Genomic DNA, 14,307 nt, shown 5'->3' on the forward strand with positions numbered 1-14,307 from the left:
TTAAAGTGCCGGAACGGCCGCTTCAAAACGCAGTAAAATTTGATGAATGACATTCCAGCCACAGGCTTGCAGCCGCTGGTGAACCGAGGGCTGGGAAATGCGGAGTACTGCGGCTATTTGTGTTTGGGAAAGATCCTGCAGTTGCAGGTATACGGCATTGGCCTGCGGATCGCTTATTCGTGAAAGCAGGTAGTTGAGCGTGGCACTATGTACCTGCCATTCGGCGGCAAAAGCCGCATCTGTGGCAGTAATGCCGATTACTTCGCCTGTTTTGCGTAGTTCGTCGGTAAGCGGACCGGATAGCTGGAAGGCCGGGCCATCTGAAAGGCTTACACTGGATGACTGGTACCTGATATCGCCGATGCCGATACCTAGCCGGATGGAAAACGAATTGATAAATAAATAGCTGTGCAGCAACAGCGCCATATGCAATACAGCCTTACGGGACCGGGTAAGTTGTATTTGCAGGCTGTCGCCGCGGAACTGCGCGTATTTGAAATCGGGATATTCCTCGGCACATCCTGTAAAAAACTGCTGCAACCGGGTTTGCAGTTTTTTACGCTGCGCATTACTGAGCGCCGAAGAGTTAATGATGTCGCCGGTTATCACGGCTGCCTTTTGCCTGCCCATATACAATAGCTTTCCCTGTAAATATAGTACTAAAATACTATAAAATACAATTATAGTACTATAATACTATAATATATGATTATAGTGCTACAGTACTATAATTAAATTTAATTCGCTTTTATCTTGATAACCACTTTTTTTACCGCTGCCGGCGATTCAATCTGGATGTTGGGCATATGCAGGTCGGTAGGAAAAAATACAGCAAACATGCCTTTTTTCAATACTGAAAAGAATGCAGGCTTCTCTGCAAACAGCATGAAATCTGTAGCTGTATCATAAGCTTGCGAAGGTGTTTGTGTGGTTAAAAAATCATGCCCTATATATTCTTCTCCCTGTACAATATACTGTACGTCTATATGTGCGCGATGTGCTTCCATTTGTTCAGTTTCGGCGAGCACTGTATCGTATTCATTTACCATCGCAAAAACGGTATCGCCGTCAATGGCATATTTACCCTTAGGTAATGTGGTAAAATCTGTTTGTTGCAGATATGCAAAAGCTTTCACAAAACGTTCGCCGAGGCCGGTGTATAAATGCGCCTGCTCCAGTGTATCAATAATCATAGCGGGAAATGGTTTAATGGTATAATGTCTGATTGGTTGTAAATATACGGTTACTGCAGTTTGGCAAGCCATAATGATGCATTCATAAACAGCTGTGTGTGGCTGTACAGCGGCCATGCTACGTACAGGTGATTGCCTTGTGCACCGGTACCGTCATCTATGGGTGAGCTGTCTGTTACCACAAACACGCGGCCTGTGCCAAACGCAGAAGAGGCGCACATGATATGCGTGTTATTCTGTGCATAACCACCCTGCCATACCAGTCCCTGTACTGCTGCGTTGGCTGAAGGGTTAATGGTAATGGTAGAGCCGTTGTTAAATTCCAGCTTTGTTACATTTCCCTGCGAGCCGTGCAGCAAAGGATTGGTGCTGTTGCCTGTTAATACGTTTGTAGATAACTCGGATATATTGGTTAAATCAATGCTGAAGCCAAAGGGATTGTTCTGCACACTGTTGTTGGTCATTAAATCGTTCCAGATATTGGGCGAATCATGGCCATCATTGTTGCGGTCAGAGATATTGTGATCAGCAATCATAAACAGGCCACCGCCGTGGTTTACAAAATTGAGGATAGCTGTTTTTTCCGATGCGGTAAATAAAGTGTTGGGTTCGTCTATTACAAATACGTCGTAATTGGATAAATCCTGCGGGTTACTGCTGTTGCCATAAGTAATGGCTGTGCCTGCGGGCAGGGTTTCAACAGTATGGCCTGCCTTGGCTAAGGCAATGCCCCAGCTGGAAAGAGCACCTGTCCAATAGGTTTCGGCTGTAGCACTGGTAACGGTATTTTGCGCAGGCGTTGGTACACGTTGCGGAGAGCCGTCTTCATCAATTACCCAGTCTGCATTGCCGGCTGTTTCGGCTTTGGTTGCATCGAACAGGAATTTTTTACCGCTGCCTGATGATGGCGGTGGTGGAGGAGGCGGTGTTGTTGTGCTATCGCCCTGGCCGGTGCCGTTAATCGTAATATCATCTATGTTCAGGCGGCTGTTGCTGCCATCGGTTTTGCGTATTTCGAGGCGCAGTGTACCGCTGGTATGTAATGGGAAGCGCGCTGTTTGCAAACCGTTGCCGGCAGTGGTAATAGTGCTGCCGGCCTGTGTATAACTGCTGCCACCATTGGTGCTGTACCAAAGCTGCCAGCTGCTGTTGCCATCGCTTCCAAAACGGGCGTGGGCAATGGTGACTGTACCGGCGCTGCCGGTATAATCAAACTGCATGGAGAGCTTGCCGTTGCTGCGGATACGGGCGCTCTGGCTGCCGTTTTTTACATCCGTGTGCAGGTTACCCAGCAGGGCATCCGTGAAATGCCAGCTGCCGGTTGACAAGTTAATGGTTCCTTCGGCGTAACTGTTTTTGGTGCCTGTTTCAAATGATTCGGAGAAGCCGGCAGCAGCAGGTGTTGCGGTTCTTGTGGCAGCAGGGTTGCTGCCGGTATCGGTGGTGTTGGTGCGGGTTGTGTGCTGGTTACACGCGCATGTGGTGAATAGTAACACAGCTGCCAGTGCCAGGGTTAATTTCATGGTATTCGCTTTGGTATTTTTTCAAATGTAACGTATACCGGCAAATGATACCTGTGAACAAATGGCTAATTCGCCAGGCTGGGACGGGTTTTGGCCTGTTTGCGCTTTCGTTGCAACAGCATGCGTTCAATACTAAGCCCCTGTACCACCACAGAAAATACAACCACGCAATAGGTGATAAACACAATAAGGTCTTTGTGCATACCCCTAGGTAAACTTAGCGCCAGCGCAATGGAAATGCCGCCGCGCAAACCGCCCCAGGTTAATATAAGTACAGAGAGCGTATCCGTTCTTTCCCTGAAACGAAGGAAAAGCGAGGGGAGCCAGATAGATATAAATCTTGCAGCCAGCACAATGGCAATGGTAATAATGCCGATAAGCCAGTAGTAATGGAAATGTTTGATGAACAGCAGTTCAAAACCGATCAGTACAAACAACACCACGTTGAGTATTTCTTCAATCAATTCCCAGAATTTATCGAGGTAATCACGCGACACATCCGACATGGAGAAGGCCTTGCTGTAGTTGCCGGTGAAGATGCCTGCCGATACCATGGTGAGTGGTTCTGACACGCCAAGGCTATGTGCCAGCGCTGCCCCGCCCATTACCAGGGCCAGGGTGATCATGACTTCCAGTTTATAGTTGTCGATTGTTTTAAGCGCTTTTAAAGCGATGTAACCAATAGCAATACCCAATACCAGGCCGCCCAGCGCTTCACGGGCAAATACCTTTGCTACATCGCTGATGGTGAGCGGGTCTTCAGGGTTGCGGATAGAGCTGATGAGTGTGAAAAAGATCACCAGCGCCACGCCATCGTTAAAGAGCGATTCGCCTGCTATTTTGGTCTCGAGCGATTTGGATACGCTGGTTTGCCGCACAATAGCGAGTATCGAAACAGGATCGGTAGGGGAGATCAATGCCCCGAACAGCAGGCATTGCAGCAGGGGAACGCCCATTTGCAGCCACTGCAGCAACAGGTATAACATGCAGCCCACCAGCAGGGTAGACATTACCACGCTGACTGTTGAGAATATGGCTACAGACCATTGCTGCCGTTTTAAATCCTGTATGCGTATCTGTATAGTGCCTGCGAACAGCAAAAAGTTCAGCACAGCCCCGATGAATATTTTACTGAAGTTCACTGAATCCAGCAGCCGTAGGGTATCACTGAAGAAAGAAGGAAATAAATTACTGCTGAGCATCAGCAGCAGCGAAATAAAAATGGCGATGAGCATTACACCAATGGTGCTGGGCAGTTTCAGCAGGCGCTGATTGAGGTAGGCGATGAGTGCCGCCAGTACCACCACGATGCAAAAGGTGTAATACAGATTCATAAGATGTAACTGTAACCAATATCGCACCAGTGTTTGCATAAACAAAAACGGGGCACTGTGCAGTGCCCCGTTGTATCAGAAAACCGGTAAAATTAATACCTGTAGTGTTCAGCTTTGAACGGACCATCTTTGGGAATGCCGAGGTAAGTAGCCTGGGCGTCGGTGAGTTCGTCCAGTTCCACACCAATTTTGGCGAGGTGTAAACGGGCAACTTTTTCATCGAGGTGTTTAGGCAGAACGTATACTTTGTTTTCGTATTTGCTGCCGTTTGTCCACAATTCCAGCTGGGCCAGTGTTTGGTTGGTAAAAGAATTACTCATTACAAACGAAGGATGACCGGTAGCGCAACCCAGGTTAACCAGGCGGCCTTCTGCCAGGATGATGATGTCTTTACCTTCTACATTGTAAATATCAACCTGTGGTTTGATGGTATCTTTTGTATGACCGTAGTTGTCGTTAAGCCATGCAATATCAATTTCAATATCGAAGTGACCGATGTTACAAACGATGGTTTTGTCTTTCATCAGTTTGAAGTGCTCACCGGTAATGATGTCGCGGCAACCGGTGGTGGTAACCACGATATCGGCTTCTTTTACAGCATTCACCATTTTCTTCACTTCAAAACCGTCCATAGCAGCCTGGAGGGCGCAGATGGGATCGATTTCGGTAACAATAACACGGGCGCCGGCACCACGCAGTGATTCTGCAGAGCCTTTACCTACGTCACCATAACCACCTACAACAGCTACTTTACCGGCCATCATTACATCGGTAGCGCGGCGGATAGCATCTACGAGTGATTCTTTACAACCGTATTTGTTATCGAATTTGGATTTGGTAACAGAATCGTTTACGTTAATAGCAGGGATAGGCAGGGTGCCTTTAGCCATTCTTTCGTACAGGCGGTGAACACCGGTAGTGGTTTCTTCGCTCAGGCCTTTGATGTGCTGTACCAGCTCAGGGTATTTGTCGAACACGATGTTGGTAAGGTCACCACCATCATCGAGGATCATGTTCAGCGGGCGGTCGAGGCTGCCGAAGAACAGGGTTTGTTCAATACACCAGTCAGCTTCTTCGAGAGACTGGCCTTTCCAGGCAAATACACCGATACCTGCTGCTGCAATAGCTGCTGCCGCATGGTCTTGTGTAGAGAATATATTGCAAGAGCTCCAGCGCACTTCTGCACCCAGGGCTATCAATGTTTCAATTAATACAGCTGTTTGGATGGTCATGTGCAGACAGCCTGCAATGCGCGCACCTTTCAATGGCTGTGAAGCACCATATTCGCTGCGTAATGACATCAAACCGGGCATTTCAGCTTCGGCTAATCTGATTTCTTTGCGGCCCCATTCAGCCAGGCTGATATCCTTTACCTTGTAAGGCAGGCTCAGGTCAACGTTCGGTTTTACGGCAGTAGACATAAAGTAATAATTATTATTGATTTTGTCTGCAAAAGTAACTTTATCAGCGATAATAGCAAAGTGTTATGGTGAAGTGCGGGTTATAATTCAGGAATGACTGTTTTATGACGCTGAACGTTGGTTAACGTTTAAAGTTTGATGGTTTAAGGTTTAAAGTTGTTGGTTGGCAACAGGGTAACATAATAAGCACGAGTATCTGTGAATCAGGTACATAAACATATAACAAAGGCTGCTCCGCGGGGGAACAGCCTTTATGTATTATTTCTGCTGCAGTACTTAATTCAGGTTCTGCAGGCTCTCCTCTATGGTTTTTATCCTGGCCTCAGCATCTGCCTGTTTCTTCTGTTCAACGGCAACTACTTCGGGTTTGGCGTTTTGCATGAACTTTTCGTTACCTAATTTCTTCATTACGCTTTCCAGGAATTTCTGCTGGTAATCGAGGTCTTTCAGCAACTCTTCTTTCAGGGCTGCGGTATCAATCTGGCGGTTGGTTTCGATAAAGAATTTATCCTTCTCAATAGCTACCACAATACTGTTGGCAATGGCATCCTGCGTAAAGCTGATGTTTTCTGCATTCACCTGTTTGGCCAGTATGCTGTTAATGGCGGTATAGTTTTGCTCACTGGCTGTTTGTATGTGCAGCTGTACGGCATCTTTGGGCTTCAGCTGATTCTTGTTACGGGCATCGCGCAGGGCAGAGATTACCTGTTTCAGCAGCTCACCGGTTGCAAGGGCCTGTGTGTCGGCTGTTGTAACAGGGGCGAATTGTTTTACGCAAAGGTCATCGCTGTGCTCGCGCAGCAGGTGGTATACCTCTTCTGTAACAAAGGGCATAAACGGATGCAGCAACTGCATCAGCTGCTCAAAGTAGGTGATGGTTTGCTCGTACACCGCAGTGCTGATGGGCTGCTCAAAGCCTGGCTTAATCCATTCCAGGTACCAGCTGCAAAAGTCATCCCATACCAGTGAATAAATCACCTTCAGTGCCTCGCTTAGCCTGAACTGGCCATACAGTTTCTCCAGTTCGGCCTGTGCCTGTTTCAGTCTTTCACCAAACCAGTTTACTGCAAAGTCCGGGGTAGCGGTCGCCGCATCACTGGCAGTGCGGGCTTTCCACATCTGCACCAGTTTCAGGGCATTCCATATTTTGTTATTGAAGTTGCGGCCCTGTTCCAGCGCGGCTTCGTCAAATAACAGGTCGTTACCTGCAGGTGAAGAGATCATGATACCGAAGCGAACGGCATCTGCGCCGTACTTATCAATCAGCTCCAGCAAATCGGGTGAGTTACCCAGGCTCTTGCTCATTTTGCGGCCCAGCTTATCACGCACCATGCCGGTGAAATAAACATCCTTGAATGGAATGGCCTGTTTAAATTCCATACCTGCCATTACCATACGCGCTACCCAGAAGAAGATAATGTCCTGGCCGGTTACCAGCACAGAGCTGGGGTAGTAGTATTTGATCTCTTCATTGTTGGGCTGGGTAATGCCGTTGAATACTTCAATAGGCCACAACCACGAAGAAAACCAGGTGTCGAGTACATCTTCATCCTGTTTTACCTCATCTATGGTAATAGGCGTTTTACATATTGTTTTGAGTTGCTCAAATGCTGCTTCTTTGCTGCCTGCTACTACAAAGCTGCCATCCGGCGCATAGTAGGCAGGTATTTGCTGACCCCACCACAGCTGGCGGCTGATACACCAGTCCTGCACGTTCTCAAGCCAGTATTTGTAAGTGGCCAGGAACTTATCACCCGGGTGAATAGAGATTTCACCGCTGGTAACCGCTTCCAGTGCGGGTTTGGCCAGTGCCTGCATTTTTACAAACCACTGGGTACTGATGCGGGGCTCAACCACGGTATCGGGGTTGCGCTGACTGTAACCCAGGCGCGTGCTGTACATTTCTTCTTTTACCAGCGCACCGTCTGCTTTCAGTTGTTCAACAGCCTTGGTACGTGCTTCAAAACGGTCCAGGCCTACAAACACTTCCGCTGCGGCACTCAGGGTACCATCGGGGTTAAGCGTATCAATTACTTCAAGTTTGTGTTTCAAACCAAGGTTATAGTCGTTAATATCGTGTGCAGGTGTTACTTTCAATGCACCGGTACCAAAGGCAATATCTACATACTCGTCGAATATAATGGGCACGTGCCTGTTTACCAGGGGTACAATGGCCTGTTTGCCTTTCAGGTGTGCATAGCGTTCATCATTGGGGTTAACGCAAATGGCGGTATCACCCATAATGGTTTCAGGGCGCTGCGTGGCAATGGTGATGTATTCATTGGTGCCGGCAACCTGGTACTGTACATGGTACAGCTTACCCTGCAGTTCTTTGTATTCCACCTCCTCATCGCTGAGGGCTGTTTGTGCTTTGGGGTCCCAGTTAATCATGCGCGCGCCGCGATATACCAGTCCTTTGCCATACAGGTCAATAAACACCTGTATTACGGCTTTGTAGTAATGGTCGTCCATGGTAAAACTGGTTCTGTCCCAGTCTACGCTGCAACCAAGGCGTGCTATCTGGCTATAGATGATATTGCCGTATTTTTCTTTCCATTCAAAAGCGTAGCGTAAAAAATCTTCGCGGGAGAGATCGGCTTTTTTAATGCCTTTCTCTTTCTCGAGCATCTGTACCACCTTGGCCTCAGTGGCAATAGAAGCATGGTCGCTGCCCGGCACCCAGCAGGCATTGAAACCGCTCATACGCGCTTTACGCACCAGTATATCCTGTACGGTTTCGTTAAGGGTGTGACCCATGTGCAGTACCCCCGTAACATTCGGTGGGGGAATTACTACGGTGAAGGCTGGGCGTGCATCCGGCTTGCTGTTGAAGTATTGTTTTTTCAACCAGTGCGGGTACCATTTCTGTTCGGCTTGTTGCGGCTCAAAATTTTTACTCAGTTCCATGTATGTTGCATGTTTCGGGTGGCAGGCGGTTACGGCAGATAGCTAAAAATGCCTGTTACACCTGTTTCGGGGGGCAAAAGTAAGGATTCTGCGGGCAAATGCGGCCACTAAACACAGCTGTGGCAGGCACTATGCCGCATAAAAAAGCCTTCCGTTGGGAAGGCCGATCTTAAGTAATTGTTGAAATATTACCAGATGGCCATTTTAGCATCCCAGTTGTAGCGTGAAGGCACAGATGGGGAGCTGACTGAAGGTGCCTGCAATGTAGCATCCTGTTCAGTTACCGGCGCAGTTTCTTCTGTTGCTTCGGCAGGCAGTTTATGTGTGCACATAAATACCGTGACCCTGATTTTGGTACCGGCTTTTTTCAATGCCTTCATTTTGCTGCAGCTGGTGAGCAGTAAAACGGATATGATAAGAAGAAAAAAGCGTTGCATAAAAACCCTGTTTTGAAGTACGAAATTATAAAACGTTTTGATTATTTGGAGTGGTTTTGCACACCAGCAGGCACCCGTTTTTTCACCGGTTTTACAGTGAAAATGAACTGCTAAAATATTAGCATTCAATAAGCTGTTGACAATCAGCTGGTCATTTGATGCAGGTTGCTACATGTATTTTGCCATATGCAAAAACGTAACGTTTAAAATCGTCGAAAAAGTGCATTAATTTTCCGGAAACAATTTTTATCCACATGGAATATCTGCGGGGATTTGTTTTAGTTTGCTGAAGAGATGTATGCAATTGTAGATATAGAAACAACGGGTAGCCATCCCCAGGACAACGGGATTACCGAAATTGCCATCATACTGCATGATGGTGAAAAAGTTGAGGGGCGTTTCAGCACACTCATTAACCCATTGGTGCCCATACCCCGTTATGTGGCATCACTTACGGGTATTACCAACGAAATGGTAGGCCCGGCACCGTTGTTTAAAGAGGTAGCCGGCAATATTTACCGCCTGTTGCAGGGGCGTATTTTTGTAGCCCACAATGTGAACTTCGACTACTCCTTTATACGGTATCACCTGCAGAATGCGGGTTTTGACTGGACTGCCCGTAAACTATGCACCCTGCGCATGAGCCGCAAGGCATTTCCGGGATTGCCGAAGTACGGGTTAGGCAATCTCTGCCGCTCATTAGACATCATGATCGAGAACCGTCACCGCGCAACCGGCGATGCGGAAGCCACAACCATCCTGTTTGATAAAATGCTGGCGCAGGGCGGGGAGAAAATGATCAGGGAGTTCCTGAAAAAAGAAGCCCGCGAACAAATACTGCCACCCAACCTGCCCAAAGAGCTGATTAAGGAACTGCCTTACACGCCCGGCGTTTATTACTTTCATAATGAAAAGGGAAAGGTGATTTATGTGGGTAAGGCGAAGAACCTGAAAAAGCGTGTGATCAGTCATTTTACGGGCCTGGATACAGGAAAAAAGCGGCAGGCATTTCTGCGCGAGATACACATGCTCAGCTATAAGGAATGTTCATCTGAATTCACTGCCTCTATTCTTGAAAGTGTTGAAATAAAAAGGCTGTGGCCTGAATTTAACATCAGCCAGAAGCACGCCGAGCAATTGTATGGCCTGTATGTATTTGAAGACAGCAGGGGTTATATGCGGCTGGCCATCGATAAAAAACGAAAGAACCTGGCACCTGTTACCAGCTTCGCCATGCTGACCGATGCCTACCGCGTGTTGCGCAAACTGATAAAGGAGTTCGGGCTGCACCCGGTGCTGTGTTTTATTGAAAAAAATACCAGCTGGCAGCCGGATATGGATGCCGATGTATACAACCTTAATGTAGCCAAAGCGCTGGAATGGCTGCAACAACAGCAGGAAACCTTCCTGATACGCGAAAGTGAATTTGGCAATACCTGTTATGTACTGGTTGAGAATGGTCATTTTTACGGGATGGCCATTGTAGAAGAAGAAACCAGCCTGCAGCTCGATGATATTAAAAAGGTGATTACACCTATGCCCGGCAATGAAATGATTCATGCCATGATACGCAACTACGCCTACCGTTATCCTGACCGTAAAATTGCCCTCTCCGTGTAACACCTGCGTGTGAAATAGCACCAACCAAAATCTACGCTTTATGAAATCTGTACAACGTCTCATGCTATTGATTACCCTCTTGAAGGTTTAACGTTTGAAGTGTAAAGTTTTCTACCGGTTTTTTTATTGCCATATCCTTACCCCGGCATCGGCCCGGGCCATCTGGAAGCTTTCCTAAAGCTTTCACCAGGCCAGGCAGTACCCTGCCCACAGGCCGGTCGTACAGAATCGCATTGATTATCAACCATCTTTCCTCCGCCCTAACTTTAAACCTTAAACTTCAAACCTTAAACGAAATCCCTCCCCGGCGGACAAACCCGGCAGGCATTGAAGTGCACCATCATGTTACCCAAATGGGCCCTAAGTTTGGTTTTTTCTATTTTTTCTTTTCCGGTAGTCCACCTACATTCGCACCCGTTTATAGCGCAACATATGACCGAATTTGCACAACCCATCGCCGTGAAATTAAACCTGCGTGTTCCGCAGGTTGACGCAGTTTTAGCCTTGCTGGCCGAAGGAGCCACCATCCCGTTTATTGCCCGTTACCGGAAAGACAAGACCGGTGCACTTGATGAAGTGCAGATACAGCATATACAGGATGAAGCCAGGGTGCTGAAAGAATTCACCGAGCGAAAAGCCTTTATTGAAAAAGCCATTACCGAGCAGAACAAAATGACGGAGGCGCTGCAGGCCAAAATCAATGCAGCCACCACCATTACCGAGCTCGAAGACATTTACCTGCCTTACAAACCCAAACGCAAAACCAAGGCGCAAACCGCCCGTGAGAATGGTTTGGAGCCGCTGGCCATCAGCCTGCTGGAACAGGGCGACCTCGACATCCAGGCGCTGGCAGCAGGGTTTATCAACGACAAGGTTACTACCGTTGATGAAGCATTGCAGGGTGCCCGTGACATTATCGCCGAACAGGTGAACGAAGATGCACAGGTACGCGCACGCATGCGTAAAATGTTTGAAGACGCTGCTACCTTTCAAACCAGCGTGCTTACTGATAAGGAAGCAGAAGGTATTAAGTACAAAGATTACTTCGACTTTAGCGAGCCCATCTCGAAAATGCCGTCACACCGCATATTGGCAGTACTGCGCGGCTTTTTGGAAGGCTACCTGCGTATGTCTATTGCACCGGTAGAAGAAGATGCAGTAGAAAGCGTGGAGAAACAATATGTAAAAGGCATGGGCCCTGCTGCCGACCAGGTACGCAAGGCAGTAAAAGACAGCTACCGCCGTTTGCTGCAGCCCAGCCTGGAAACAGAATTCAGAACAGCGCTGAAACAGCAGGCAGATGAAGAAGCGATCACCGTATTTGCCGAAAACCTGCGCCAGCTGCTGTTAAGCTCACCGCTGGGCAGCAAACGCATACTGGCCATTGACCCCGGTTACCGTACCGGTTGTAAAGTGGTTTGCCTTGATGAGAAAGGCACACTGCAGAAAACTGACCTGATTTTTGTACACGAGAAAAACAGGGTGCTCGATGCAGAATACAAGATCAAAGAACTGGTAGCGAAATACAATATTGAAGTGTTTGCCATCGGTGATGGTACCGCAGGCAGGGAAACAGAGCAGTTTATCAAAGGGCTGCAACTGGGTTTACCGGTGTTCCTGGTGAATGAAGATGGCGCCTCTGTATACTCAGCATCAGAAACTGCAAGGGAAGAATTTCCTGACCAGGATATTACCGTACGTGGTGCGGTGAGCATTGGCCGCAGGCTGATGGACCCGCTGGCAGAGCTGGTGAAGATTGACCCTAAAAGCATCGGCGTAGGGCAGTACCAGCACGATGTAAACCAGTTCAGGCTGAAGGAGAAGCTTGACCAGACTGTAGTAAGCTGCGTAAATGCCGTGGGTGTTAACCTTAACACCTCGAGCAAACACCTGCTGCGTTATGTGAGCGGCATTGGTGATTCACTGGCTGATAATATTGTGAAGTACCGCAATGAAATAGGCCGCTTTACCGATCGCCAGCAACTGCTGAAAGTACCACGTTTGGGTAACAAGGCATTTGAACAGTGTGCGGGTTTCTTGCGCATTAAAGAAGGTGCACACCCGCTTGATGCCAGCGCCGTACACCCCGAAGCATACCCGGTGGTAGAGAAAATGGCGGCTGACCTTGGTGTTGACATCAGCGCGCTGATTGGCAACGACACTTATGTAAAACAGGTAGACGTTAAGAAATACGTAACCGAGCAATTCGGTGAACATACCATTAAGGATATCCTGAATGAGTTGCGCAAGCCGGGTCTTGACCCGCGCAGTGAAGTGCAGCAGTTTGAGTTTGCAAACATCTATTCTATTGAAGATGTGAAGCTGGGCATGGTAGTGCCTGGTGTGGTAACCAATATCACCCGTTTTGGCGCGTTCGTTGATATCGGCGTTAAGCAGGATGGCCTGGTGCACGTGAGTGAAATTGCACACCAGTATATTACCGACCCCAGCGAGGTGCTGAAACTGAACCAGCAGGTACAGGTAAAAGTACTGGAAGTAGATACTGCGCGCAAACGCATTGCACTGTCTATTAAACAAACCCAGGAAGCACCTGCACGCAGTGGCGGCAAAGGTGATTTTAAACCCAAAGGCAGTGGTGGTGGTGCACAGCAGAAACAACAGCCTGCGAAGAAGAAAGAAGAAGACCTGTCTGGCCTCAGCGTGAATGATGCGCTGGCAATGCTGAAGAAGAAATTCGGCAAATAGGTACAGCGGCGATAAGGCATATAAATAGCCTGGCACTAAACCTGCCGGGCTTTTTTATGGCTGTATAAAACGATCAAGGAGGGAGATGAATTCGGTACGGTCAATCATATGTGCGCCCAGGCTTTCGAGGTGACTGGTATATACCTGGCAATCGATCAGTTGCACCTGTTGCTGCTGCAGGTATTGCGCATAGCTGATAAAGGCATATTTGCTGGCATTGCTTACCAGGCTGAACATGCTTTCTCCAAAATATACCTGCCCCATGCGGATGCCGTACAAGCCGCCTGCCAATTCACCATTGAGCCAGGCTTCAGCGCTGTGTGCATGGCCGCTGTGGTGAAGGTCGATATAGGCGGCTTTTACTTCATCGGTAATCCAGGTGCCATCCTGGCCCTCGCGGTATACCTGCTGGCAATGGCTGATGACCTGTTCAAATGCTTTGTTGATGGTAAACTCAAACGCGTTTCGTTTAAGCAATACCTGCATGCTTTTGCTCACCTTCAATTCTTGCGGCAGCAGCACAAACCTCGGGTCTGGGCACCACCACAGGGGAATGTCTCCTTCAAACCAGGGAAAGATGCCCTTGCGGTAAGCCAGTAATAGCCGTTCCCTGCGCAGGTCGCCGCCCATGGCCAAAAGCCCGTCTTCCATGGCATCGGAAACAGGCGGAAACCATAAACGAGTGTCTAAAACGTGTAAGGACATGCAGGTGAAAAGGGGGAAGGTTCAACGAAACGGTTGCGTGTGTGGCAAGGGGAATTTTAGCGGTCTACCATTGCTTCAATGGTGGCGCCGATGCCCCTGTCGGTGATTTCGTTCTGCATGGGTTTTAGTGTGTCGTAATCGCCGTGTTTAACAGCATACTTGCCTTTGAAGTGGATGAACATGGCACATTGTTCGGCTTGTTCGCTGCTGTGGCCGCAAACTTCCACCAGGGTTTCAATGACCCATTCAAAAGTGTTTACCTCGTCGTTCCATACAATAAGCGAATAGGGAAACTCGGTATCAGTGAGTACTGCTACATCATCTTCTTCAAAAGGCTTATCGTACGTGTCATTAATAGCAAATCTCATGTCGCAAAATTATTGCATCAACTGCAAATTATGTGCTGTGTGGAAGATTTGTTCCCCGGAAAGGGTGATTTTTACCAAGTTGTTAAAAAATAG

At 48.1% G+C, this 14,307-nt stretch carries 11 protein-coding genes; 2 read left to right on the plus strand and 9 right to left on the minus strand.

Features of this window, described 5'->3' with window-relative positions; translation table 11 throughout:
* The 7 genes from DXN05_RS09580 to DXN05_RS09610 form a co-directional block, all read right to left on the minus strand.
* Nucleotides 1–630 (minus strand): SatD family protein, encoded by a 630-nt coding sequence (locus tag DXN05_RS09580; protein WP_116846990.1) that lies wholly within the window; start codon nucleotides 628–630, stop codon nucleotides 1–3.
* A gap of 107 nt (nucleotides 631–737) precedes the next feature.
* Nucleotides 738–1,193 (minus strand): YhcH/YjgK/YiaL family protein, encoded by a 456-nt coding sequence (locus DXN05_RS09585; protein ID WP_116846991.1) that lies wholly within the window; start codon nucleotides 1,191–1,193, stop codon nucleotides 738–740.
* Between the two features lie 50 nt (nucleotides 1,194–1,243).
* On the minus strand, nucleotides 1,244–2,716 hold the full coding sequence (locus DXN05_RS09590) for a hydrolase (protein WP_116846992.1): 1,473 nt from the start codon (nucleotides 2,714–2,716) through the stop codon (nucleotides 1,244–1,246).
* Between the two features lie 65 nt (nucleotides 2,717–2,781).
* Nucleotides 2,782–4,050, minus strand: coding sequence for a cation:proton antiporter (locus tag DXN05_RS09595; protein WP_116846993.1), 1,269 nt, complete (start codon nucleotides 4,048–4,050; stop codon nucleotides 2,782–2,784).
* Between the two features lie 92 nt (nucleotides 4,051–4,142).
* Entirely contained in the window at nucleotides 4,143–5,471 is a 1,329-nt protein-coding gene (ahcY, locus tag DXN05_RS09600) for an adenosylhomocysteinase (RefSeq protein WP_116846994.1), read from the minus strand.
* A gap of 276 nt (nucleotides 5,472–5,747) precedes the next feature.
* The gene (locus DXN05_RS09605) at nucleotides 5,748–8,378 is read right to left on the minus strand and encodes a valine--tRNA ligase (protein ID WP_116846995.1); all 2,631 of its coding nucleotides are present in this window, start codon (nucleotides 8,376–8,378) and stop codon (nucleotides 5,748–5,750) included.
* A 188-nt stretch (nucleotides 8,379–8,566) separates the two neighbouring features.
* Nucleotides 8,567–8,815 carry a hypothetical protein gene (locus tag DXN05_RS09610; RefSeq protein WP_116846996.1) on the minus strand — a complete coding sequence of 83 codons (249 nt, stop codon included), beginning with the start codon at nucleotides 8,813–8,815 and terminating at the stop codon, nucleotides 8,567–8,569.
* Nucleotides 8,816–9,109: 294 nt separating this feature from the next.
* Between DXN05_RS09610 and DXN05_RS09615 the strand changes: the two genes are divergently transcribed.
* Together DXN05_RS09615 and DXN05_RS09620 are read left to right on the plus strand one after the other, a co-directional pair.
* Nucleotides 9,110–10,435 (plus strand): exonuclease domain-containing protein, encoded by a 1,326-nt coding sequence (locus DXN05_RS09615; protein ID WP_116846997.1) that lies wholly within the window; start codon nucleotides 9,110–9,112, stop codon nucleotides 10,433–10,435.
* A gap of 432 nt (nucleotides 10,436–10,867) precedes the next feature.
* The gene (locus DXN05_RS09620) at nucleotides 10,868–13,141 is read left to right on the plus strand and encodes a Tex family protein (protein WP_116846998.1); all 2,274 of its coding nucleotides are present in this window, start codon (nucleotides 10,868–10,870) and stop codon (nucleotides 13,139–13,141) included.
* A gap of 54 nt (nucleotides 13,142–13,195) precedes the next feature.
* Here DXN05_RS09620 and aat read toward each other — a convergent pair whose 3' ends face one another.
* Together aat and DXN05_RS09630 are read right to left on the minus strand one after the other, a co-directional pair.
* A complete protein-coding gene (gene aat, locus DXN05_RS09625) occupies nucleotides 13,196–13,846 on the minus strand; it encodes a leucyl/phenylalanyl-tRNA--protein transferase (protein ID WP_116846999.1) in 651 nt (216 codons plus the stop codon).
* A 56-nt stretch (nucleotides 13,847–13,902) separates the two neighbouring features.
* Entirely contained in the window at nucleotides 13,903–14,214 is a 312-nt protein-coding gene (locus tag DXN05_RS09630; RefSeq protein WP_116847000.1) for an ATP-dependent Clp protease adaptor ClpS, read from the minus strand.
* Between the last annotated feature and the right edge of the window lie 93 nt (nucleotides 14,215–14,307).

This window comes from Deminuibacter soli (assembly GCF_003412455.1).
In the GTDB taxonomy this organism is placed as follows: domain Bacteria; phylum Bacteroidota; class Bacteroidia; order Chitinophagales; family Chitinophagaceae; genus Deminuibacter; species Deminuibacter soli.

What these genes read in the sequence shown, in the direction of transcription:
- DXN05_RS09595 (WP_116846993.1), bottom strand. Translation starts at nt 4,050, where the DNA reads ATGAATCTGTATTACACCTTTTGCATCGTGGTGGTACTGGCGGCACTC.
- aat (WP_116846999.1), bottom strand. Translation starts at nt 13,846, where the DNA reads ATGTCCTTACACGTTTTAGACACTCGTTTATGGTTTCCGCCTGTTTCC.
- DXN05_RS09590 (WP_116846992.1), bottom strand. Translation starts at nt 2,716, where the DNA reads ATGAAATTAACCCTGGCACTGGCAGCTGTGTTACTATTCACCACATGC.
- DXN05_RS09610 (WP_116846996.1), bottom strand. Translation starts at nt 8,815, where the DNA reads ATGCAACGCTTTTTTCTTCTTATCATATCCGTTTTACTGCTCACCAGC.
- DXN05_RS09630 (WP_116847000.1), bottom strand. Translation starts at nt 14,214, where the DNA reads ATGAGATTTGCTATTAATGACACGTACGATAAGCCTTTTGAAGAAGAT.
- DXN05_RS09620 (WP_116846998.1), top strand. Translation starts at nt 10,868, where the DNA reads ATGACCGAATTTGCACAACCCATCGCCGTGAAATTAAACCTGCGTGTT.
- DXN05_RS09580 (WP_116846990.1), bottom strand. Translation starts at nt 630, where the DNA reads ATGGGCAGGCAAAAGGCAGCCGTGATAACCGGCGACATCATTAACTCT.
- DXN05_RS09615 (WP_116846997.1), top strand. Translation starts at nt 9,110, where the DNA reads ATGTATGCAATTGTAGATATAGAAACAACGGGTAGCCATCCCCAGGAC.
- DXN05_RS09585 (WP_116846991.1), bottom strand. Translation starts at nt 1,193, where the DNA reads ATGATTATTGATACACTGGAGCAGGCGCATTTATACACCGGCCTCGGC.
- DXN05_RS09605 (WP_116846995.1), bottom strand. Translation starts at nt 8,378, where the DNA reads ATGGAACTGAGTAAAAATTTTGAGCCGCAACAAGCCGAACAGAAATGG.
- ahcY (WP_116846994.1), bottom strand. Translation starts at nt 5,471, where the DNA reads ATGTCTACTGCCGTAAAACCGAACGTTGACCTGAGCCTGCCTTACAAG.